The sequence below is a fragment of the Flavobacterium gelatinilyticum genome (genome assembly GCF_027111295.1).
In the GTDB taxonomy this organism is placed as follows: Bacteria; Bacteroidota; Bacteroidia; order Flavobacteriales; family Flavobacteriaceae; genus Flavobacterium; species Flavobacterium gelatinilyticum.
Genome location: NZ_CP114287.1, coordinates 4,014,728 through 4,038,468, shown reverse-complemented (window position 1 = coordinate 4,038,468; position 23,741 = coordinate 4,014,728). Strand labels below are relative to the sequence as shown.

General features: G+C 36.5%; 19 protein-coding genes, 4 tRNA genes and 3 rRNA genes. 3 read left to right on the top strand and 23 right to left on the bottom strand.

Features of this window, described 5'->3' with window-relative positions; genetic code table 11:
* Nucleotides 1–5 precede the first annotated feature (5 nt).
* Nucleotides 6–1,427, bottom strand: a complete 1,422-nt coding sequence (locus OZP11_RS17165; protein WP_281235542.1) for an FAD-dependent oxidoreductase — start codon at nucleotides 1,425–1,427, stop codon at nucleotides 6–8.
* A gap of 146 nt (nucleotides 1,428–1,573) precedes the next feature.
* Here OZP11_RS17165 and OZP11_RS17160 point away from each other — a divergent pair, with 146 nt between their 5' ends.
* Entirely contained in the window at nucleotides 1,574–1,978 is a 405-nt protein-coding gene (locus OZP11_RS17160) for a hypothetical protein (RefSeq protein WP_281231771.1), read from the top strand.
* Nucleotides 1,979–1,986: 8 nt separating this feature from the next.
* Here the strand turns inward: OZP11_RS17160 and OZP11_RS17155 are convergent, their stop codons facing one another.
* The 19 genes from OZP11_RS17155 to OZP11_RS17065 form a co-directional block, all read right to left on the bottom strand.
* Entirely contained in the window at nucleotides 1,987–2,307 is a 321-nt protein-coding gene (locus tag OZP11_RS17155) for a hypothetical protein (RefSeq protein WP_281231770.1), read from the bottom strand.
* A gap of 3 nt (nucleotides 2,308–2,310) precedes the next feature.
* Nucleotides 2,311–3,681, bottom strand: coding sequence for a hypothetical protein (locus OZP11_RS17150; protein WP_281231769.1), 1,371 nt, complete (start codon nucleotides 3,679–3,681; stop codon nucleotides 2,311–2,313).
* Nucleotides 3,682–3,745: 64 nt separating this feature from the next.
* Entirely contained in the window at nucleotides 3,746–5,131 is a 1,386-nt protein-coding gene (locus tag OZP11_RS17145; protein ID WP_281231768.1) for a glycine-rich domain-containing protein, read from the bottom strand.
* Nucleotides 5,132–5,138: 7 nt separating this feature from the next.
* Nucleotides 5,139–5,642, bottom strand: coding sequence for an endonuclease V (locus OZP11_RS17140; RefSeq protein WP_281231767.1), 504 nt, complete (start codon nucleotides 5,640–5,642; stop codon nucleotides 5,139–5,141).
* An 11-nt stretch (nucleotides 5,643–5,653) separates the two neighbouring features.
* The gene (locus tag OZP11_RS17135) at nucleotides 5,654–6,451 is read right to left on the bottom strand and encodes a hypothetical protein (RefSeq protein ID WP_281231766.1); all 798 of its coding nucleotides are present in this window, start codon (nucleotides 6,449–6,451) and stop codon (nucleotides 5,654–5,656) included.
* A gap of 15 nt (nucleotides 6,452–6,466) precedes the next feature.
* Nucleotides 6,467–7,690: a hypothetical protein gene (locus tag OZP11_RS17130; protein ID WP_281231765.1), complete on the bottom strand. Its 1,224-nt coding sequence runs from the start codon at nucleotides 7,688–7,690 to the stop codon at nucleotides 6,467–6,469.
* A 23-nt stretch (nucleotides 7,691–7,713) separates the two neighbouring features.
* Entirely contained in the window at nucleotides 7,714–8,280 is a 567-nt protein-coding gene (locus tag OZP11_RS17125; protein WP_281231763.1) for a DUF4256 domain-containing protein, read from the bottom strand.
* A 142-nt stretch (nucleotides 8,281–8,422) separates the two neighbouring features.
* Nucleotides 8,423–9,016, bottom strand: coding sequence for a YdeI/OmpD-associated family protein (locus tag OZP11_RS17120; protein ID WP_281231761.1), 594 nt, complete (start codon nucleotides 9,014–9,016; stop codon nucleotides 8,423–8,425).
* Between the two features lie 115 nt (nucleotides 9,017–9,131).
* Entirely contained in the window at nucleotides 9,132–9,905 is a 774-nt protein-coding gene (lpxA, locus tag OZP11_RS17115) for an acyl-ACP--UDP-N-acetylglucosamine O-acyltransferase (protein WP_281231760.1), read from the bottom strand.
* Between the two features lie 64 nt (nucleotides 9,906–9,969).
* Nucleotides 9,970–10,533 (bottom strand): Crp/Fnr family transcriptional regulator, encoded by a 564-nt coding sequence (locus tag OZP11_RS17110; RefSeq protein ID WP_281231758.1) that lies wholly within the window; start codon nucleotides 10,531–10,533, stop codon nucleotides 9,970–9,972.
* A gap of 102 nt (nucleotides 10,534–10,635) precedes the next feature.
* Nucleotides 10,636–10,721 (bottom strand) — tRNA-Leu (locus OZP11_RS17105).
* 6 nt (nucleotides 10,722–10,727) lie between these two features.
* Nucleotides 10,728–10,800, bottom strand: a tRNA-Phe gene (locus OZP11_RS17100).
* 63 nt (nucleotides 10,801–10,863) lie between these two features.
* A 5S ribosomal RNA gene (gene rrf / locus OZP11_RS17095) occupies nucleotides 10,864–10,973 on the bottom strand.
* Between the two features lie 184 nt (nucleotides 10,974–11,157).
* Nucleotides 11,158–14,039 (bottom strand): 23S ribosomal RNA (locus OZP11_RS17090).
* Nucleotides 14,040–14,178: 139 nt separating this feature from the next.
* Nucleotides 14,179–14,255, bottom strand: a tRNA-Ala gene (locus OZP11_RS17085).
* Between the two features lie 149 nt (nucleotides 14,256–14,404).
* Nucleotides 14,405–14,478, bottom strand: a tRNA-Ile gene (locus OZP11_RS17080).
* A gap of 127 nt (nucleotides 14,479–14,605) precedes the next feature.
* Nucleotides 14,606–16,119 (bottom strand): 16S ribosomal RNA (locus tag OZP11_RS17075).
* Together the 16S, 23S and 5S rRNA genes with 4 tRNA genes alongside form the textbook arrangement of a ribosomal RNA operon.
* A 1,051-nt stretch (nucleotides 16,120–17,170) precedes the next feature.
* The gene (locus OZP11_RS17070; RefSeq protein WP_281231757.1) at nucleotides 17,171–18,406 is read right to left on the bottom strand and encodes an ABC transporter permease; all 1,236 of its coding nucleotides are present in this window, start codon (nucleotides 18,404–18,406) and stop codon (nucleotides 17,171–17,173) included.
* Nucleotides 18,407–18,487: 81 nt separating this feature from the next.
* On the bottom strand, nucleotides 18,488–18,982 hold the full coding sequence (locus tag OZP11_RS17065; protein WP_281231756.1) for a YkgJ family cysteine cluster protein: 495 nt from the start codon (nucleotides 18,980–18,982) through the stop codon (nucleotides 18,488–18,490).
* 69 nt (nucleotides 18,983–19,051) lie between these two features.
* On the opposite strand from OZP11_RS17065, the gene OZP11_RS17060 reads away from it, so the two are divergent.
* Both OZP11_RS17060 and OZP11_RS17055 read left to right on the top strand, forming a co-directional pair.
* Nucleotides 19,052–19,759 carry a class I SAM-dependent methyltransferase gene (locus tag OZP11_RS17060; RefSeq protein WP_281231755.1) on the top strand — a complete coding sequence of 236 codons (708 nt, stop codon included), beginning with the start codon at nucleotides 19,052–19,054 and terminating at the stop codon, nucleotides 19,757–19,759.
* Between the two features lie 19 nt (nucleotides 19,760–19,778).
* The gene (locus OZP11_RS17055; protein ID WP_281231754.1) at nucleotides 19,779–20,324 is read left to right on the top strand and encodes a YfiT family bacillithiol transferase; all 546 of its coding nucleotides are present in this window, start codon (nucleotides 19,779–19,781) and stop codon (nucleotides 20,322–20,324) included.
* Between the two features lie 72 nt (nucleotides 20,325–20,396).
* Here the strand turns inward: OZP11_RS17055 and OZP11_RS17050 are convergent, their stop codons facing one another.
* The 3 genes from OZP11_RS17050 to OZP11_RS17040 form a co-directional block, all read right to left on the bottom strand.
* Nucleotides 20,397–21,029 (bottom strand): 7-carboxy-7-deazaguanine synthase QueE, encoded by a 633-nt coding sequence (locus OZP11_RS17050; RefSeq protein ID WP_281231753.1) that lies wholly within the window; start codon nucleotides 21,027–21,029, stop codon nucleotides 20,397–20,399.
* Between the two features lie 101 nt (nucleotides 21,030–21,130).
* Nucleotides 21,131–22,801, bottom strand: coding sequence for a tetratricopeptide repeat protein (locus OZP11_RS17045; protein ID WP_281231752.1), 1,671 nt, complete (start codon nucleotides 22,799–22,801; stop codon nucleotides 21,131–21,133).
* A gap of 16 nt (nucleotides 22,802–22,817) precedes the next feature.
* Nucleotides 22,818–23,741 (bottom strand): PstS family phosphate ABC transporter substrate-binding protein, encoded by a 924-nt coding sequence (locus OZP11_RS17040; protein WP_281231751.1) that lies wholly within the window; start codon nucleotides 23,739–23,741, stop codon nucleotides 22,818–22,820.

Below are 23,741 nucleotides of genomic sequence, written 5' to 3'. Positions count from 1 at the left end.
AATCACTATAACTCTCCCCTGTTCAAACATCTTCCCCTTGGTTCATCACCTTCATAAAGTACGATTTCGGAATGCAGAAACTTTGCTGCATCTGCTGAACCTTTTACTTTGGAAGAACTCCTTTCTGCCATTTCAGATTCAAATTCATTAAGGACACTTTCTCTTAATCCTGCTTTTTTCCATTGTGCTAAAGACCAGCATCCTTTTGTAATTGTTCTGGCCAAAGTAAGTGCATCCAATAAAGCCTGATTGGCGCCTTGTCCTTTAAACGGACTCATAGGATGTGCAGCATCGCCAATAAGAGTGGCGTTTCCGCATTTCTTTAATAATTCCGGATTGAGTAATTCACGGTCATAAACCGGATAACCCGAAATCTGGGCTTCGTTTGTTGCTTTTAAAATCTGCGGAATTGGATCGTGCCATTGGGTTCTTCGGCAGGCTTCTTCTTTTAATGCATGAGTTCCTTGTACGCTTAATTCTTTTGCCTCATCTTCGGGCATTGGAAAACTAAGCTGCCACATAACCGAATCTGCCGTGTAAGGCATAACATAAATTCGTTCATTTCCGTTGGCAGTTTGAAAAACGGTAGCCGAATCTAACAAAGGACTTTCAAGATTTTCAAGTGCGCTCAAAGGACAAATTCCTAATATTACAATACAGCCCAGGTAACGTAAAGGCGCGGCATCTTCTCCAATCAATAATTTTCTGACTGAACTTCGAATGCCATCGGAACCCACAACAAGATCTGCCTTTAAGGTTTTTATTTCGTCATTTACTTTAAAATTCAGATTAAAGTCGCCGTTTTCAGATTCCTGAAAATCCAGCAGCTGGTGTCCCCATTTTACATTTTCTTGTTTCGTGAGTTGTTTTAGCAAAGCCAGACGCAGGGACTGGCGCGCAATATGCATATTGGAGCGTTTTTGGAAAATTTTCACATCGGCAGGAATCCATTTCCGGACTCCCCATTCGCCAATTACTTTTCCTTCGGTAGTATGAACGAGGTGTCTTGTTGAGATTACTTTTTCATCTAACGAAAAAACGCCAAATCCTTCGATTGCTTTACTGGCTTGCTGTAAAGTAAGTCCGTAACCCTGAGACCGGGCGTCGAAATTGTCGTCGCGTTCAAAAAGAGTAAAAGGAATGCCGCGATGCAGGCAGGCTACGGCCAAAGCCACGCCGCCTATTCCGCCGCCAATAATAGCAACATGCGGATAATTTTCTGTATTGGCTTCGGGAGGGTTTTCTGAGCTGATTAATCCGGATCCGGAACAACTGGAACAGATCAATAAATGTGCTTTTGGACGAACGGGAGCCGTTCCTTCGCGATTTGTTTTCTCAAATAGATCAAGTTCATTCTGATAGCGAAGTTTGACTTTTTTGCTAATTCGCTGGCTTTTTTTTCCACGCCCCTGACATTCCAGACACATCGTCCAGTTTGTCTCTTGCCTATCTCTTTTTTTCGCTTCCACTTTATTAACTTTGATCCTGCTTCCCTTTAACCATACTGAATTATCAGTTTAGGTAAGCTTCGCAAATTTAAGATAAAACCACACCTGAGCAAAATATAATCCTGATGAAGAAAACTTTATTTATTGCTATTCTGAGCTCAATTCTTTTTACAAAATGTATCTCTAAAGATTACTACTACAAAGAAAGCCTGACTAACAATTTTTACTTAATGCAAAGTGATGTTCTGCCTTCTAAATATATATGCATACGAGATGAAAACTCCGAATTGATTTTATTAGATGATATAATTGAGGTAATAGGAAATGATACTGATATTCTAATAAAAACTAAAGATGATAAAAACCAATTATCTTATCATTTAATCAAAGCACAGAGAGCAAAATATCAAGAAGATATAATTTCTATTTCTTATACCGAATTTGAGAAGAAGAAAAAGTCGATACAATATGAATATACCTATGATGAAAGTAATGGTATAGAAAGATATTTTAGGTGGAAAAAATCGTAGTAGAAAAATCATTGCTTTAGGATCTGCTTAGAAAAAGCAGGATCTTTTAGAAATAATTTTATTTCTTTAATCAATAATTCATAAGCCAGTTCTTCATTATTATCTGCACTCATCTTCAAAATATATTCTGTCCAAAAAACAGAAGTTCTTTGACCTTTATTATTTAACCATTCAGAAAAGACATTGTTTATTGAAGTTTCGTAAACATTATCTAAACAGGTTAAATAGCCAAACAGGTATGAAGATAATTTAAAATAATCCGGATCAGCAAAAAACATTTTTGGTCTCAGCTCAATATCATTTAAAATTTTCAGGAGATCTTTTTCCATTACTTATTTTATTGATTTAATAAGTGTTTCAAGATCTGCTTTCTTCCTATTCACTATAATTAACTGACTTTTATCGGCTAAGAAAATCTTTTCGGCAAATTCTTTTTCAGGATTTGCTTTCAAGTTTTTCAATTCTTTAAATTTATTTTTCAGCAGCTTTATTTTTTCTTTGCTGTCTTTTGAAATGATTACGATTTTGGTGAGCGGTGTATTCTGCATTTTTTCAATACTGCTTTCTGTAATGTGGTCTTCATATTGTGCACGGGAACGGTAACGGAACATTTTGTTTATTGTCGTAAAATCTTTTACATCATCTGAAATCACATAACGATACGTCATGATATTGTCCAGCTCATTTATCCATTCCGAAAAATTAGTTTCGTAAAGCTTAATATACTGATCTATAAAATTTTTATCAATTGGCTTTTTCTGGTCGATATATTCTTTAGTTAAAGGATAAATCTTCTTCGCCATTAAATTAATATATTTCTTATTATACCAATCACCATCATCGATTTTTCCGTCTAATTTTTCATAAACATATCCATTTCCCAGTACGGTTGCCAAAACTTCATTCATAAGCTGATAGGCATAATTACTGCATTTTGATTCGTTATCTTTAAAATAAGTATCAATTTCTTTCTTGACTTCAAGCGATTGTTCGTCATAAATAATATGATACGTTTCGTGCAGCATAACACTAAACAAATCTTTATGCGATTTTAAATCAGTTTGGATGGCACTGATAAAATTATTACAAAATGCCTGTGCTGTAAATCCCTTCGAATTGGGAAGCGGATAAAAAGCGGCTTCAAAAGGAATCGAATTATCCCAACTCGAATTATAAAAAATTAATCCTGTTTTAAAATAATTTTCAATCTGATGTTCATTTGAGTATTTCTTAATTTCATCAAGCTGTTTTTCAAATTTTTCTTTATTCGGATTATAAATCAGTTCGTTATAAATTGGTATAAATTCTGAAATACATTCTCCTAAATCACTTAGGGTTTTATTGGGAATTATTCCGGCAGAACGGAGTTTGAAATCATTTAAATTTTCTGTTTCAATGAGGTGCTTTTTCAAAACATCCTCTGTCTGCATTGTTTTCTTTGAACCATACGGATAATCTTCAAATTGAAAACTATAATGAACAGAAAGCTGATCGAATTTTGAAATCAGATTTTTATATTTCTCTACATTGTATTTTGATTTTTGAAATTCGGTTTTAAAAACATTATCCGGATAAGTTTCAGATAAGTTTCCTAAAAAAACAAAAACAGCCAATTGTTGAGAATATTTAATCTCGAAAACTGGATTTTGCGCAAAACCCAGCGGACTTAAAAATAAAAAAACGAGCAGAAATATATTTTTCATATACTTATGATTAACAAAAGAAAGTGCAAATAATTATTTTTAGAAGAAAAAAATAAAACCGTTCTTAATCACCGCCGCAACCTCCGCACGAACTGCCGCAAGAGCTTCCGCAGGAACTGCTGCTGTCTGAACTGCCGCAAGAACCGCCCGAGCTTCCGTCACTTGAATAGTTGCTGCGATTGGAATCAAAAGCACTGCCCGGTGATGTACTGAGCGGAATAAATGAAACGGCAAGCCCTCCATATAAAAAATAACTCCACTGCCAGTCCTGAGCTTCTTCGGTATTCATTTTTTCTTTTTTGAAAATTTCGTGAAGTGTATTAAGGAATAAATAATTACTAATCTTCTTAAAATAACGATAGGATATCGCACATAAGATCATCATAATAAAAACAATATTGGTAACGGCTTTTCCGCGGGAAATTCCAATAATAATTCTGCTGAAACCAATGCTTAACAAAAGCCCAAAAACAAACAATGCTATTTTTATCACCATCAAATATTCTTTAGAATTAATGACAGTTTCTCTAATTTTTCCAACTGTATTAGGCAGCTGCACAAAAAGTGGTTTCGCTAAAATTATCCGAACAAGCTGCGAATACGGCATAAAATCATATTCTTTCATGACTTCGATAACACAATTTTCGTATTGATTATCAGTTGGTGTGCCGTCGACCAAACCTACTTTATTTCCTGCAATTTGTATTTTTGCACTTACGATGAGATTATTTACAACTCCGTCAATAACAAAATCTAATCGCTCTTTTTGAAAGATCACCAGCTCAAGAGGTGTAAGATGATTAATGAGCGTTTTTTCTTTCAGTTTTTGAGCTAAATCATTATACGCACTTTTTATAAATTTCATCAACAAAATAAGTGTCAAAACAAATAAAAAAATGTAGTAGTAAGCAAAATCAGGATTGTCAATTTGAACTAAAGCAGGTTTAAAAAGAAACGCTGCAGGAAAAATCAAAAGTGCAAAAAACAATAAAAATCTTCTTTTTATCATTATCAGATCCAGATTCGATTTTTCTAACTGCAATGATTTTAAAGGATTATCTAAATCCCAAAAATCTTCGGGTTGTTTATCAAAGTCTGCTTCGTATAATTTTTTAGTCAGTTCTTTTGCTCGTTTAAATTTTTCAAAGTCTGCTTTATTATGTGTTGACGGAATATGTTCGATCCGCTTTGATAAAACAGTACAAAAATCAGAGTAGGACTTAGTAAATATTAAATGCTGATGCCAGACAATATCGACAATTTCTGATGGTGAGACCATTTCGGCTGAAGTGGCTGCCAGATACATGAATTTTTTATATTCAAGAATTGCTGTTTTTGTAAAATAGATGGTCCAGTTGTTTTCGTATGCCAATCTGGTCGAAAATCCGTATTCTTCGGTACGATTCTCCAGATCAAATTTTTCAATTTCTAACCAAAGTGCTGTATTCATAAATACTTTAAAGTTCTTTCGTTAATCGATCCATTTCTTTTAATAGAGTTGGGATTCTGAATTCGCCGGCCATGCTTTCGATATTTTTAAACGCTTCATCCAGATCAATTCCAATAGAAGTTATATATAACGGTTTACTGCTATCACCACGAAGTAATGCCTTTTTATCTTTTTCAATACTGGCAAAATTTGTTTTGGCAACACCAATAATCGGAATTTGCTTGTTCAGCTTTTCATATAAATGACCGCCCAGACCGTATTTTTTATCATCATCTAAATATACAAATCCGTCTACAATTATGGCATCTATCTTTTGCAGATCCATTTGATTTAACATACTCATAATGCAAGGCAGTTCTCTTTTATAAAACTCTCCCGGAATATATTCTGCTGCATTTTCGATTATTTCTGTATGAACTTTGAAGTTTTCTTTTTGACTGTATTCTTCAAATTCCAGACAGACTGTTTTGGCTTTGTTTTCGAAATAGTAAGTATCGAAGGCTAAAATCATATAATTTTCATTTAACATTTTGTTGGAAGAAGTGTATCTCCCAAACTTAATGTGTACGACATTTTAGGATAAGTAAATTTTATATTGTTATTTTCTCCTCCTCTAAATTTAAAAAATTCTTTCTTTTGTTCTTCATCTGCCAGCACTAATGCTTCGCCATCTGGGAAATGTGGTTTTCCATCCGTAAACTGAATGAATGTTTTTGATTTCCGAAAAGTAATTCCGAGCCATCTGTTATCTGACTCTGATGATTTTAATCCTGAAAAAGACTCCAGTACAATTTTATGAAGATATTTTGTATTAGCCACCAATGAAAACAAAACAATCGAATTATGTTGGAGCGGAATTTCAAACTCTTCCTCTGTTTCTTTGTTTTTAATTTTCATTCTTCTGAGAAGTTTTTCTGTCAATTGTTCCGGATTTTCATAACAGGTAAAAAGACAGATATATGAATCAACCTCTAAATCCATACACTGATCCGAATGGTATTTCATTTTACTGTAATTACAATCGTAAATCTCTATCAGTGCATTATTAAAATCCTGAATCTGCAGCTTATTTTCAATTTTTCCCTGGATTGCATCATTAATCTTTTGTACAATTTTATGATGTATACTGCAAAAATCCTGAGCCGGTATAGTGTACAATGTAGTTGTTCTGACCATTGGCACTCCCTTATCGGTTATTTTTACCAGATGGTTCCCGATTCGTCCCTTAGCAACATTTTCAAATTCAACAGATTTTGACAACTCATCAAATATATTTTCTTCCAGCAGAATTGTACTGACAAAAAAATCCTGATTATTCATTTCCTTCAAATTCTTTTAATAAATAGGTTTTTCGTAATCGCCGGAATTCATACTGAAATAAATTTTCCCGTACTCAACATTCTTCTCTGTTTTATTCTCTTCGTAATAAGAATTACGCAGATTTTCCATATCAGCAGAAGTCATTTGTACCAGTTTAATCAATTCATTATTTTCTTTAATAAAAGTCTGGTCATCCACAAACACAGCTTCAAGATTAGAACATCTTGCAACATATCCCATTCTTATAGGAATCTGATCGATATTCAGCATCGAAGGCCGAATTTCGTGCGTATAAAGTCTGTTTGTTGAAAGTGGTATTAAAAAAGCAGAATTTGGATATAAAGTTACGCTGAATTCTTTATCCCAATTTTTCTCTTCGACAGTATCTTTTAGTTTGAAATGCAGTCTCGTTAATCCGCTGGTTTGTTTATAACACCAATCGTATCTATCGTTTTCAGATCGTTTTAACTGATCAAAATTAGATTCATCATAAAAAGTAGTAAAAGCAATAAGACCATTCTTGGGCATGTCTTTCGTTTTATCCGAATGGGCTTTGATTTTCGATTTTACATCTTTTGAGTTTTCTTCATTCTTTCGTTTGTTCTCATAAACTTGAGCCAGAACATGATTAAGCTTTGTTTCCTTTTCAAAACAATATTTAACTGAATCGTTTAGTGTATCGATTATAAAATGATCGGTTTCCCGAAAGTTATCTGTTGGTCCTGTAAAATTACTTGAGCATCTCAACAGACGATAATGAAGCTTTTCTTTTGAGTCCGGGGATTCTTCTTTCGAAATATCGGTAAGATAAATGCCGGTTCTCAAAGCCTGAGATCCTTTATTTGATTCTGTTAAATTCTGAAATGCATGTTCTGACTTTATTTTTTGAAAATAATTCTCTGTAAACATTTCCCTAAAATAAACACCTGCGTTTGAAACTACAATTGGCACCTGACCAAGTGTTACCAAATGAATATTTTTATTTGGTGAATTTTCGTAATTATCAGAAAGTTCTTTTACTACAAACAAAACCGCATCAATATCTTCCATCTGATTTATATCGCCGCAAACGTAAATCTTTTTATTTTTTAAAGGAATTTGAATCTCAGAAAAGCTTTGTATAACAATCCCGCAAAAATTCTCAATTAAATATTTAGTTTCTAAGTTTACTTCTTTTTGTAAAACTAAAAGAATATTTTTCTCTTTAGAAATAGCATTCTCAAAATTGGATTCTATCATTTTATAGTTAATTTCAATAAATATTAAACTCGCAGTGAACCACGAAAACCTCTTGCGGCATAATAGGAATCAGCACCATTGTGATATACAAAAACGGTATCATAACGGAAATCTGCAAAAACAGCACCCCCAAGTTTTCGAATCGTGTCCGGCGTCATAATCCAGCTTGATGTTTTTGTGTCGAATCTGCCAAGTTTTTGCAATTCCCGATACTCTGCCTCATTCAAAATTTCTACCCCCATTTCTGAAGCTAAATTTAAAGCACTGTCTTTTGGTTTGTTTTCTTTTCTTTTTTCTAAGGCTTCATGATCATAACAAAGACTTCTTCTTCCTTTTGGACTTTCCGGTGAACAGTCTACAAAAATATACTCATTTGTTTTTTCATCATATCCTGTAACATCAGGCTCTCCTTCTGTTCGTTCCATTTCATCGAGAGTCCAAAGTTTTTCCGGAGTATTTTTCAGTTTAGACAATACCTGATCCCACTTAATATTTTCATGACGATTCATATTGTTTTCGAAACGGGCTTCTAAAACATTTAATAACGATTCCTCCTGTTCTGCTGACAATTTATTCTTTTGACTACTCATAATCACATAATTTTATTTAAAAATTAATTCCGGATAAATATTTTCTGGTTTTCAATTCTTTTCTTTACCTGATACGCTTTTACAATTATATTGAAAATTTCTTCAGTATAAAATATAATATAAAGTGACTATTCTAAAACATTTAGTCATTTAAGCCTTTTCCTTTTAAAATATCAGAAATACTTTTTTCTACTCTGGCCTCTCTCGTTTTGGATTGTTTGGGTTGAGAAAAATGCAAAAGATAAGCTCGCTGCCTTCCGGGAGTCAGATCATAAAATGCTTTTTTGAGATCAGGCATTTCATCTAGCTTATTTTGAAATTCATCAGAAACGGGAAATTCGTTCGTCTTTTTCAATTCAACTTTTAATCCTGCTTTTTCAATCTCAATGGCCTGATAAATATAAGTTTTTAAAACCGCTTTCAAATCAACAATTTCCTGAAGACCAAGAAAACGTATCTGCCGGGCAGCCTGTACATTTTCTGACTGTTGAATTAAAATATTATCGGTATCTTTTAATAAGGCTCCTTTAAAAAACAAAAAGGCACAATACTCCTTAAAAGCATGTATTAAAACGATATTACGGTTTCCTAAAGTATAACAAGGACTTCCCCATTTCAATTCTTCTGTCAGCTGGCAGTCGAGTGCAATTATTCGTAACTGCTCCAGTTCTTTCTGCCATTTATCTGCTTTATCAAAATAAAAATCAACTTTAGGATTTGCACTGTTACTGCTCATTATATATCTTCTTTGAAAATTATTAAAAAAATAATTCTGTTTGCATAATAGCTAAATTAGAAAATACAAGCTGAATTTTCTTAAAAAATAATTTTATTTCAAAGTATAAAAAAACTTACTCACTAAATCCTTTAATAATACCACGCTGTGACATCTTTATAAAGTTTAAAATGGTATCTCTTTCTATAGTAGGCTTGAAATTTTGTTCTATAAACACTAAAGCAGATCTAATATTTCTTTTTTCCTGAAACAGTATTCTGTAAATTGATTTAATCACTTCTATTTTCTCCAAAGAAAACCCCCTCCGCTTTAAACCAACTGTATTCAATCCTGCATAACGCAACGGCTCATGTGCTGCGGTGATAAAAGGCGGAACATCTTTAACGATACGGCTCAATCCGCTTATCATACTATGACTCCCAATACGAGAAAATTGATGAATTGCAGTAAGTCCACTAATATTTACCCAGTCGCCCGCTGTTACTTCACCAGCCATTCCCACACTAAACCCTATAATAGAATTATGACCAATCCTGCAATCGTGGCCAATATGAGCATTTGCCATAATTAAGTTAGAATTGCCAATACTGGTTTTACCCTGAGTGATGGTACCACGATTTATAGTTACATTTTCACGGATGATATTGTGATCACCTATTTCAAGCAGAGTGTATTCGTTATTGTACTTCAAATCCTGAGGGTCGCCACCCAGAACAGCTCCGGAATGTATTTGACAATTACATCCAATTCTGGTACCACTCAAAATTGTGACATTATTTCCAATCGACGTTCCTTCGCCTATTGTAACATCTGATTCTATAATTGTATAGTTTCCGATATTTACATTTAAATCTATAAGCGCTTTATCGCTAATTACAGTACTTTTCAATTTCTTTCTATTAAAATTAAATACAAATTTTAATTAAAAAGATGTTTTATTTATTGACCTAATGTCAATTTATCGAAGCACGTATCCTGCTTAAAGTTTCAGGGCTTACACCAATAAGAGAAGCTACATGCATCAATTTAGCTTTTTTTATAATTTCAGGAAAATTGGTGATTAAAAAAGAATATTTTTCCTGAGCAGTCATGAATCTAAATATATGATGAAATTCATTTAACCTGGAAAGAAACAACCGTATCATTTTGATATAGAATTTAGAAAACAACGGATAGGTTAATAAGATTAATTCATCATCATAAGAAACAGAATAAACAACCGTTTCTTCACAAGCTTCAAAAATTTCAAAAGAAGGTTTTTGCTCAAAAAAACTGCTTAAAGAAGTAAAGAACTGATTATCGGTATAAATCCAGTTTGTTGTTTCAATGTCATTTTCAAGAGAAAATCTGCGAACCAATCCTGATTTTATAAAATATATCTTTTTACAGGTTTTGCCTCTTTTCAGGATAAGCTCATTCTTTTTGAATATTTCTTTGACAAAATATTTTTTAACTGCTTCTTCCGTTTCTGAATCTAGGTTTTGAAAACCATTAATTATACTGATCAATTCCTTCATTTCATAGTTCTTAAAAAACAAAAATATCAATATTTTAAATTAACTCTATAAAAGTTTAAAGCAAAAAAAAGCTTCAATTAGCATAGCCAATTGAAGCTTTAGTACTCAGAGCGGGACTTGAACCCGCACGAACATTGCTGTTCACTGGATTTTAAGTCCAGCGTGTCTACCAATTTCACCATCCGAGCATTTTGTGGTACCTCCAGGGATCGAACCAGGGACACATGGATTTTCAGTCCATTGCTCTACCATCTGAGCTAAGGTACCATATGCTTTATACAAGCAAAAAAGAATAAAAAACCCCGTTTATAAAAACAGGGTTTTTGAAAAGAAAGGCGACGACATACTCTCCCACAAAACTGCAGTACCATCTGCGCAGGCGGGCTTAACTTCTCTGTTCGGGATGGGAAGAGGTGAGCCCCGCCGCAATAACCACCTTAAGGTTGTTAGTCTAAAGTCAAAGGTCTTAAAGTGGTAAAGTCTTTTGACTTTTAACTTTAATCTTTCGACTTAAAGACTGCTCTGCGTCGAGCAAATATTTTAACATACTGAGATAAAGAAACACAATAAGCATACTTTAGAAAGTTTCCTCCTCTCTCGTCTGGGACGAGAGAGGAAAAGGGTGTACATAAGCTTACGGATTATTAGTACTACTCGACTATGACATTACTGCCTTTACATCTATAGCCTATCAACGTGGTCATCTTCCACGATCCTTAAAAGAAATCTCATCTTGTGGTGGGTTTCGCGCTTATATGCTTTCAGCGCTTATCCCTTCCAAACGTAGCTACTCTGCGGTGCCCCTGGCGGGACAACAGATACACTAGAGGTTTGTCCAATTCGGTCCTCTCGTACTAGAATCAGATCCACTCAAATTTCTAACGCCCGCAGTAGATAGAGACCGAACTGTCTCACGACGTTCTGAACCCAGCTCGCGTGCCACTTTAATGGGCGAACAGCCCAACCCTTGGGACCTTCTCCAGCCCCAGGATGTGACGAGCCGACATCGAGGTGCCAAACCCCCCCGTCGATATGAGCTCTTGGGGGAGATCAGCCTGTTATCCCCGGCGTACCTTTTATCCTTTGAGCGATGGCCCTTCCATGCGGAACCACCGGATCACTATGCTCTACTTTCGTACCTGATCGACCTGTATGTCTCTCAGTCAAGCTCCCTTATGCCATTGCACTCTACGCACGGTTACCAAGCGTACTGAGGGAACCTTTAGAAGCCTCCGTTACTCTTTTGGAGGCGACCACCCCAGTCAAACTACCCACCAAGCACTGTCCCCCACATCGCGGGGTTAGGCCTCAGATAAACAAAGGGTTGTATTTCAACAATGACTCCACAACGCCTGGCGACGCCGCTTCATAGTCTCCAACCTATCCTACACATCATTTATCCAAGGTCAATACTAAGCTATAGTAAAGGTGCACAGGGTCTTTTCGTCCCACTGCGGGTAAACGGCATCTTCACCGTTACTACAATTTCACCGAGCTCATGGCTGAGACAGTGTCCAGATCGTTACACCATTCGTGCAGGTCGGAACTTACCCGACAAGGAATTTCGCTACCTTAGGACCGTTATAGTTACGGCCGCCGTTTACTGGGGCTTCAATTCAATGCTTCTCCGAAGATAACATCTCCTCTTAACCTTCCAGCACCGGGCAGGTGTCAGGCCCTATACGTCATCTTACGATTTTGCAGAGCCCTGTGTTTTTGATAAACAGTCGCCTGGACCTTTTCACTGCGGCCCCGATTGCTCGGGGCGACCTTTCTCCCGAAGTTACAGGTCTATTTTGCCTAATTCCTTAGCCATGAATCTCTCGAGCACCTTAGGATTCTCTCCTCAACTACCTGTGTCGGTTTACGGTACTGGTACTAACTACCTGAAGTTTAGAGGTTTTTCTTGGAAGCCCTTAGGCGCACTATCTCTTTGTCCGAAGACTCCGAGTACTATCGTATTTCACCAGTTCCTGCGCATTTTACTACAGGACCTATAGCTAGGTACTTCAACGAACTATTCCGTCAGTTCGCGGCGCTTTCATCACTCCGTCACCCCATCACAGTAATTAGTAGTACGGGAATATTAACCCGTTAGCCATCGACTGTCCCTTTCGGGTTCGCCTTAGGACCAGACTAACCCACAGCTGATTAGCATAGCTGTGGAAACCTTAGTTTTTCGGTGTGCGGGTTTCTCGCCCGCATTATCGTTACTTATGCCTACATTTTCTTTTCCAACCGGTCCAGCATACCTTACGATACACCTTCAACCCTGTTGGAATGCTCCCCTACCACTTGACTTACGTCAAATCCATAGCTTCGGTAATATGCTTATGCCCGATTATTATCCATGCTCGTCCGCTCGACTAGTGAGCTGTTACGCACTCTTTAAATGAATGGCTGCTTCCAAGCCAACATCCTAGCTGTCTGGGCAGACAAACCTCGTTCTTTCAACTTAGCATATATTTGGGGACCTTAGCTGATGGTCTGGGTTCTTTCCCTCTCGGACTTGGACCTTAGCACCCAAGCCCTCACTGTTAGTGAACATTATACAGCATTCGGAGTTTGTCAGGAATTGGTAGGCGGTGAAGCCCCCGCATCCAATCAGTAGCTCTACCTCTATATAACTTTATAACTAACGCTGCACCTAAATGCATTTCGGGGAGTACGAGCTATTTCCGAGTTTGATTGGCCTTTCACCCCTACCCACAGGTCATCCGAAGACTTTTCAACGTCAACCGGTTCGGTCCTCCACTGTGTGTTACCACAGCTTCAACCTGCCCATGGGTAGATCACACGGTTTCGCGTCTAACACTACTGACTAAAGCGCCCTATTCAGACTCGCTTTCGCTGCGGATCCATACCTGAAGTACTTATCCTTGCCAGCAGCGTTAACTCGTAGGCTCATTATGCAAAAGGCACGCCGTCACCCCACGAAAGGGCTCCGACCGCTTGTAAGCGTATGGTTTCAGGATCTATTTCACTCCGTTATTCACGGTTCTTTTCACCTTTCCCTCACGGTACTGGTTCACTATCGGTCTCTCAGGAGTATTTAGCCTTAGCGGATGGTCCCGCCAAATTCAGACAGGGTTTCACGTGCCCCGCCCTACTCAGGATACCGCTATCTATTACACTTGTTACCCATACGGGGCTGTCACCCTCTATGGCGTTCCTTTCCAGAAACTTCCGGTTCCTTGTGCATAAAATGTCGCGGTCCTACAACCCCAATGATGCCGTAACAACATTGGTTTGGGCTAATCCGCGTTCGCTCGCCACTACTTACGGAATCACTTTTGTTTTCTTCTCCTCCGCCTACTTAGATGTTTCAGTTCAGCGGGTTTGCCCACCTATCGGTGTGTTATATCTTCAATATAACGGGTTGCCCCATTCGGATATCTGCGGATCAATCTGTGTGTGCCAGTCCCCGCAGCTTTTCGCAGCTTATCACGTCCTTCATCGCCTCTGAGAGCCTAGGCATTCCCCATACGCCCTTATTTTGCTTATTGTACCAATCTCATTATTAAAATGAGACCGTTTTTTTTTGTTTTCTGTCTTTGTATTTCTACTACAACAAAAAACGCTTTCTACTTTCTTATTATTTTCTTATCTCAATATGTCAATGAACTTTTTCCCTATTTACCGGGATGGTGGAGAATAACGGAGTCGAACCGTTGACCTCCTGCGTGCAAGGCAGGCGCTCTAGCCAGCTGAGCTAATCCCCCATTTTAATTAAAAATTAAAAATCGTGAATTAAAAATTATGAACTTTTGATCCTTTAATCTTTCAACTTCTAAAATTTCCTTTTTTTTATTAAGCTAACAGTCTTTTTTAATTTTTAATTCTTAATTTTTAATCAAGAAGCTTAAAAAAGTAGTCCCGGGCAGACTCGAACTGCCGACCCCTACATTATCAGTGTAGTACTCTAACCAGCTGAGCTACGAGACTCTGTTTTACTTAATTCTTTCATTTTTTTAAATTAACAGCAAGAGTAATACAATCTCAGATTCAGAACCTCAATTTCCTGCATCTTATTTCCTAAGCGTGCTCATTAAAGCTAACACTAAGGCTCTAGAAAGGAGGTGTTCCAGCCGCACCTTCCGGTACGGCTACCTTGTTACGACTTAGCCCTAGTTACCAGTTTTACCCTAGGCAGCTCCTTGCGGTCACCGACTTCAGGCACCCCCAGCTTCCATGGCTTGACGGGCGGTGTGTACAAGGCCCGGGAACGTATTCACCGGATCATGGCTGATATCCGATTACTAGCGATTCCAGCTTCACGGAGTCGAGTTGCAGACTCCGATCCGAACTGTGACCGGCTTTATAGATTCGCTCCCTCTCGCGAGGTGGCTGCTCTCTGTACCGGCCATTGTAGCACGTGTGTAGCCCAAGGCGTAAGGGCCGTGATGATTTGACGTCATCCCCACCTTCCTCACAGTTTGCACTGGCAGTCTTGTTAGAGTTCCCGACACTACTCGCTGGCAACTAACAACAGGGGTTGCGCTCGTTATAGGACTTAACCTGACACCTCACGGCACGAGCTGACGACAACCATGCAGCACCTTGTAAACTGTCTTGCGAAAGATCTGTTTCCAAATCGGTCAGTCTGCATTTAAGCCTTGGTAAGGTTCCTCGCGTATCATCGAATTAAACCACATGCTCCACCGCTTGTGCGGGCCCCCGTCAATTCCTTTGAGTTTCAAACTTGCGTTCGTACTCCCCAGGTGGGATACTTATCACTTTCGCTTAGCCACTGAACTTGCGCCCAACAGCTAGTATCCATCGTTTACAGCGTGGACTACCAGGGTATCTAATCCTGTTCGCTCCCCACGCTTTCGTCCATCAGCGTCAATAAATTAGTAGTAACCTGCCTTCGCAATTGGTATTCCATGTAATATCTAAGCATTTCACCGCTACACTACATATTCTAGTTACTTCCTAATAATTCAAGTCCAGCAGTATCAATGGCCGTTCCACCGTTGAGCGATGGGCTTTCACCACTGACTTACAAGACCGCCTACGGACCCTTTAAACCCAATGATTCCGGATAACGCTTGGATCCTCCGTATTACCGCGGCTGCTGGCACGGAGTTAGCCGATCCTTATTCTTACGATACCGTCAAGCTGATTCACGAATCAGTGTTTCTTCTCGTACAAAAGCAGTTTACAATCCATAGGACCGTCATCCTGCACGCGGCATGGCTGGTTCAGACTTGCGTCCATTGACCAATATTCCTCACTGCTGCCTCCCGTAGGAGTCTGGTCCGTGTCTCAGTACCAGTGTGGGGGATCTCCCTCTCAGGACCCCTACCCATCGTAGCCTTGGTAAGCCGTTACCTTACCAACTAGCTAATGGGACGCATGCTCATCTTTCACCGTTGTGACTTTAATTACATCCCGATGCCGGGTCGTAATACTATGAGGTATTAATCCAAATTTCTCTGGGCTATCCCTCTGTGAAAGGCAGATTGCATACGCGTTACGCACCCGTGCGCCGGTCTCTGCTTCCGAAGAAGCATACCCCTCGACTTGCATGTGTTAAGCCTGCCGCTAGCGTTCATCCTGAGCCAGGATCAAACTCTTCATCGTATATTTTTATATTATTATGCGATGCAGATTCTATCGGTTCTTCTCGAATCTCTCAATTCTATTACTCTTATTTTTTATGTCCCGAGTAATCGGGACGGCTGTCAATTCAATATGTCTACGAACGTATTCTTTTAATCTTTATCGCTTGTTTCTCAAAGCGGGTGCAAAACTAAAAATTCTTTTTGTTTCTGGCAAGAAAAATTTAAAAAATTTTGAAACTTTTTTTTCGTCTCGTTTTCTAATCTCTCTTATCAATCTCTCAAGGAACTTTCCGTGTTTTGCGGGGTGCAAATGTAAAAAGCATTTTCAAATCTCACAAGCTTTTTTGAATCTTTTTTTTCAAGAAATTTTCTTTCTCTCTTAATTCAAATCCTTGTCAGTATTTCGAAGAGCGTTTTTCGCTGTTGCGGGTGCAAAAGTAGAACCTTTTTCCACTTCCACAAGCTTTTTTCAAGAGTTTTTTTAATCTTTTTTTACTCTTTTTCTTAACTAACTGATAACAGCATTTTTACATTCCAAAGTTTTTTATTCCCTGTGCGGTTTTTCTTAGTTCGGCCGCATTTTTCTCATTTTGCCGGGGTTTTGGATTGCGACTTATGAGGAGTTTTTAGTGTTTTCACTTCTTTTTAGGCGATTTTTCAATCTTTACAAATAAGTCTTTCTCCCTAAAACTCACTCCAAAGACCGATCCCTTAGCCCCGATAGAAGCGGAAATCCTTTCCAGCCGGCGTTCGGCGCCAAAAGATTGAAGCGTATAGCGGGATAAAGCTCCTAATTACTAATACTCACCGGGTACTGTTGGCAGACTAAACTAAACTCTTATACAACCTTATCTTATTATACAGCCTAAAAACCACTGGATGTAGAAGCACTTCGGCGCATCTCTACAGAAATACAGAACGGTCATCTACGCCATATACATTAATATACACAAAAAACAAACCCGACATGTTTTTAAAACTGTCGGGTTACGTACCGTGAAATCTATATATAGTATTAAAATTATTTGCTAATCTGACAAATGCAAAAATCAAATTCAAAGCCTATACCATCAGTCAAAACGAATTGCTTTGACTGGAGAAATTTTTGTTATTATATATGATGGAATTAACAACACCACAAAACATACTGAAATAGTCAGCAGATTCAGCAAAGCTACATAACCCCAGTTTAAATATACGGGTGCGGTATTTACATAGTAGTTTTCCGGATTAAGCTGTATGATTCCGAATTGCTGTTGCATTAACAACAATAAAACCCCTATTAAATTCCCCCAAAACAATCCCCGAACTATTAAATAGAATGCGTTATAGAGAAAAACTTTACGAACTGTCCAGTTATTTGCTCCTAACGCTTTCAGAATCCCAATCATCTGGGTTCGTTCTAAAATCAAAACAAGTAATGCAACTACCATATTAATTGTAGCAACCAAAATCATAATTCCCAGAATCACTATTATATTAAAATCGAACAATTGCAGCCAGTCAAAAATATAACTATACTTTTCTGTGATTGTTTTCGTATCAAGATTCGAAGAAATTTGTTCATAGATTTGATTTCCCGTTTCCTTAATTGCTGTAAAATCTTTTACAAACACTTCAAAAGCCCCTATTTGATCTGGATTCCATTTATTAATCCTTTGAACGTGTCTTATATCACCAATAATATAAGTCGCGTCGAAATCCTGAAATCCGGAACTAAAGATCCCGACAATTTTAAATCGGCGGCTATTAGGCATTTTTCCTTGTTCTTCTTTAATAAAAAAGGTATTAAAACTGTCTCCTAATTTCAAATTAAGTCTGTTGGCAAGAAATTTTGAAATCACAACATCTTCATTAAGATTTTTTGAAAAATCCGGCAGCCCCCCTTCTATTAAATATTCTTTTATATTAGTCCAGTTGTAATCGGCACCTACTCCTTTAAAAACAATTCCTTCAAAAGCATTTTCAGTTCTTATAATTCCCGCCTTGGTTGCGATTGCCTGGATATGGGTCACTTCAGGAACAGATTTAAAACCGGGATAAAAATCTTGTTTCTTTGAAATTGGAACCAACGTAATCTCTGAGTTATTATTGTCATAGTTTGAAATAATAACCTGACCGTTAAAAGCAGAAACTTTTTCACGTATTTTTTGCTGCAGACCAATTCCTGTTGCAACTGAAACAATCATCATAATCATACCGATAGCAATTGCAGAAATAGCAATTTTTATAATTGGCGCTGAAATACTGCTTTTATGATCTTTTGCAGTTATAAGTCTTTTTGCTATAAAATATTCTATATTCAATTTATATCTCTTAGTATAATTATTCTTTATTCAAATTCGGGTATTTCAAAAATACATTTAAAAAAACGAAATATAACGTTTCTACAACGGAAGCTTCTTTTTCATTTCTTCGACAATATTATAGGCTGCCGGACAAATGGCAACATTTTTTAATGTCAAATCAGAAATTTGATAAAATTTCTTGCGATCTGTATGCGGAAATTCACGACAGGCTTTTGGCCTAACATCATATATCATACAATAATTTTCATTATCCAAAAAAGTACAGGGCACGCTTTTTAAAACATAATCTTTATCCTCGTCTATACGCAGGTACTGATCTATAAATTGCTGTGGTTTTTGCCTGAAAGATTTTGAAATTCTTTCTATATCCGCCAAAGTGAACAAAGGCCCTGTTGTTTTACAACAATTAGCACATTCTAAGCAATCCGTTTTTTTGAATTCGGCATCATGCAGATCCTGCATTACATAATCCAAATTCTTTGGCTGCTTCTTTTTAAGCTTATCAAAATACTTTTTATTTTCGATATGCTTATCTTTGGCTGACTTATTTAAGTTATTTAAAATTTGTTTCAAGTTTAAAATTTAAAGTTGATCTGCAAAATTAAACAACTTTAAACTTGAAACCTTATACTTTGAATTAAAATGAAAGATCTTTTTGGAAAAGCGATGTACGATTTCCAGACAAACAACTCGCCTGAAGATATTATTACCGAAACTTCAATTTCTGAAGAAGACGAGATGAGTGTTGGATATTTATTTCGCTCTTATAATGATATGCCAAAAATTGAGCAAAAAGCTTTACAGCTGGCTTTTGGAAAAATTTTAGATGTTGGCTGCGGAGCCGGAAGCCATAGTTTATCACTCCAAAATGAACGTCAATTAGAAGTAACAGCTATAGATATCTCCGAAAAAGCAATTGAAACCTGCAGACTTCGAGGTGTAAAAAATACCAAAATAGAAAATATTCTGGATTTTGAAGGCGAAACATTTGATACTATCCTTTTATTAATGAATGGAACGGGTATTTTTGGAAAATTAAAAAACTGCAACACTTATTTGTCAAAATTAAAATCTCTGATGAATCCGGGAGGGCAGATTTTAATTGACAGCTCTGACATTGTTTACATGTTTGATGAAGATGAAGACGGCGGAAAATGGATTCCTTCTGATACTGAATATTATGGGGAATTGATTTTCAACATAACGTACAAAGGAGAAAAAGAAGAACCTTTTGACTGGTTGTATCTTGATTATAACACACTTCAAAATGCCGCAATTGCAAACGGATTAAAATGTGAATTGATTCTGGAAGGTGAGCATTATGATTATTTAGCCAAACTTTCTATTTAAATAAACCCAACCAAACCCAATGACAGAATTAGATTTAGAAACGCTAAAATATCCTATTGGAAAATTTAAGGCGCCAGAGGTTTTTACTTCTGAATATTTTTTGAACAAAATTGAAGAAATTGCCAGTTTTCCTGAAAGACTAAAAAAAGAAGTTATTCATTTTAATGATGAAAAATTAGACACAGAATATCGTCCGGGCGGATGGAGTGTCAGACAAGTCATTCACCATTGCGCCGAAAGCCATATGAATTGTTTTATAAGATTAAAATGGGCACTGACAGAAAACAATCCGATTATAAAACCGTATGACGAAAAATTATGGTGTGAATTACCGGACAATTTAAAAATGCCGATAGAACCTACTTTAAGTTTATTAGAAGGACTTCATTTTAGACTGGCTTATTTAATGAAAAGTTTATCAGAAGCTGATTTAGAAAAATCTTTTATTCATCCTGAAAACAATTCAGAAATTCGCATCAAACAAATTATCGGAATGTATGCCTGGCATAGTAATCATCATTTGGCACACATAACCAATTTAAAAAAGCACAAAAACTGGGACTAGAAATGTTTCTTTTTTACACAATGTATATTTCATAAAACAAAAAACTCTCCAGTCCAGGAGAGTTTTTTTTGTTTATGGGATATTTAAATACTTGTGCGTTTGCAATGAAACTCTCCATTTTGGATTATTCATAACATAATCTACAATCAAAGGTGTCATTTCTTCTTTTTTACTCCATTCAGGCTGTAGGAACAAAATAGCATTATCATTTACAAGTTCTGCCTGCTCTTCTGCAAAAATAAAATCGTGTTTATTATAAATAATCACTTTCAATTCGTGCGCATTATCATAAACGTCTTTCGTAGGCAGTTTGTTTTTCTTTGGAGAAAGACAAATCCAATCCCACGTACCACTTAATTTATAAGCTCCGGAAGTCTCAATATGCACTTTTAAATTTTTATTTTTTAATTCCTGAGTTAACAATGTCATATCCCAGGTTAAAGGCTCACCTCCTGTAACAACAACAGTATTTGCATAACTTGATGCGTTATTTACAATTACATCAATATTAGTAGGCGGATGCAAGTCAGCATTCCAGCTTTCTTTTACATCACACCAATGACATCCTACATCACATCCTCCAATTCTAATGAAGTAAGCCGCAGTTCCGGTATGAAAGCCTTCACCTTGTATGGTATAAAACTCTTCCATTAAAGGCAGCATAGCTCCTTTATTTACTTCTAATTGTATTTCTTTTGATAACATTATTCTAATTTAATGCGCAAAGATAGTTAATTAAATACGGAACAAAAAAACCGATAATTCACTAAGAATTACCGGTTCTAATTTTTAATCGTATGTTTTTATTATTTTAAAGACTTTACAGATTGTGTAGCATAAGCATTTGCAGGATCTAAAACTAAAGTTTTATTGAAATATTCAATCGCTTTAGCCTTATCAGTATTAGCATAACTTGCACCAATACTATTGTATGCTTCAACTATTTTCTTAACTGTAGCAGGTTTCGCTAATTCTTCTGCACCTTTAGCAGTCATATTAGCGATGTATGTTTCGTAGTTTTTAACGATTTGATCTTCTTTCTCTAATAAGTTACCTATTCTTCCTTTATAAAGATAAGCTTCATCATAAGAAGGAGAAGCTACTAACACTCTGTCAAAAGCAGCATCAGCTTTAGCTAAATCAGCTGCAACTTCTGGTGATGTAGCCTTTTTATCTAAGTTTGCATAATAAAGAGCGATACCGTAGTAAACATTATCAGTCAAATAATTTCTTGATTCAGAATTAGCTGAACTTAATTCATAAATAGCTGCAGCCTGTGCCCACTGCTTTTTACCGAATAATTCTTTACCATAATCTCCAAGTTCTTCAACTACTAATGGTTCTAATTCTACAGCTTTTTTAATATTAGCTATACCTGCATCAAAAGCTGCCTGATCTACAGCACCCTCAGCATTTGTTCCTTTTTTAATTTTAGCTAAACCTAAATACATGTAATCGCTTCCGATTACTTTGTTAGAAGGATTTTTGATGTAATCTTCAAGAGATTTAATAGCCACATCTACGTTTCCGTTTTCGTAAGCGGCGTAACCTAAATATCTGAAAATTCTAGGATTTACTTTATCCTCCGCAATCATTTTGTTTGCTACAGTTTCTAAGCTTTTGTAATCTTTAACCAAGATTAAGAAATCGGCATGACGCATTTTAGAATCTAAAGAGTAATCTGTCAAACTTAGGTATTTCTCGTAGTTTGTAATCGCGTTCTGCATGTTTACTTTAGCGGTAGATGTTTTGTTTCTTCCCCATTTGTAATATGTTTCAGCCAATTCTCTGTAAACAGGACCATAATTAGGATTCAATGCAATTACTTCATTGAAAGATTTAATAGCTTCATCGTAAGATTTAGCTCCTTTCAATAAAACACCCAATTGCATTTTAGCTCTTAAAAGAGTTGGATCTGCAGTAAATGCATCACGATACGATTTGTAAGCATCATTTTGATTATTAGCTCCATAATACGCATCACCGATAGCTAAAAGTGCATTTGCATTTTGTGGTTCAATTGCCAATGCTCTTTTTAAACTTGCGATAGCATTATTATAATCAGGATTATTAGAATTTGTATATGCTTTACCGATGTAGATAAATTCTTCTACATCTTTACGTTTCATGTCTTTTGTAGCCAAAGCAAAATTTGCCTGTGCTGCAGATGCATTTTTATTATCAAGATCGATTTGACCTAATCCGATATAGTTTAGGTTTTTCTTATCAGACGCCTCAATTCCGTTTAAATAATAAATTTTAGCAGAATCAACAACGCTTTGATTTAAATATACATTTCCTAAAACAAAATTTGCTTCACCATCAGAAGGTTTAGCTTTAATGATAGATTTAAGTAATGTTTTCGCCTTTTGAAATTGTTCAGCGTCAATTGCCTTTTTTGCTTCTTTAATATCCTGCGCGTTTGCAGCAGAACCTGCAGCAATCAAAGCAAGACTAAAAATTTTAAATTTATTCATCTTTATAGTAATTAATTTATTCGTTATCTTTTAAAATTTCACTTCTAATCTGCAGTTTCCTGCCCGGAGTTCGCACCGGAAGCAGACCAGATTTTAGAATTATTCTTTGTCCAATGTCGCCGGCAATGAATGAAGAGAACCCCATTCCTAAACCGGAATACCCCTGACAGTTAATGATAAACAAATCACGTGCCAAAGGATATTTTACCTCTGCCAGGTCGTTTTGAGTAGGGCTATAATATTTATCATCTTTTAATCCTTTTACACTCAAAACATTTATCTTTTTTACGATATCAATCATATTTGGTGAAGGCTGTGATAACCAGTTCACGCCCACTATACCAATCATACCTTCATTTTCAGAAACGAATTTAATCACTTCATCATTTGTTTTAAAAGAAAAGACTCCCGTTGCCGGAATATCTTTAACTTTTGCCAGTTCTTTCATGTATCGAACTGTACTGGAATTAGGATTATCGAATACAAGCCCTTTAATTCTGGCATCCGGCTTACCCTGCATAAAATCCAACACAGTTTTCAACGCAATTAATGTATCGTTATTGCTTTTGCTTGAAATAAAAGCAATGGCATCTGTAGCAAAAGGAGTAACGCGAGGTTTTATTTTACTTTTTTCAAATCTGCTGATTTCTTCTTCAGTCAGATTTCTGGCTGTTACAACTACTTTTGTTTTCTGATTTAATAAATCATTTATTAACTCAGCTTCAGATTTTGGATGTACTGTAATTTTAGCTCCATAATAAGTTCCTTCAAACACAGCAACCTGATCATCCACAATGGGCTTTACAGTCTCGTCAACTGTAATATCTAAAGCTCCCTTTAAAATTGTTTCTTTATCAGATTCATTTTTGCTTTTTTGGTTGCACTTCACAAACAAAAAGACAAAAACAACTAAACCTAAAAACTTACTATATTTCAGCAT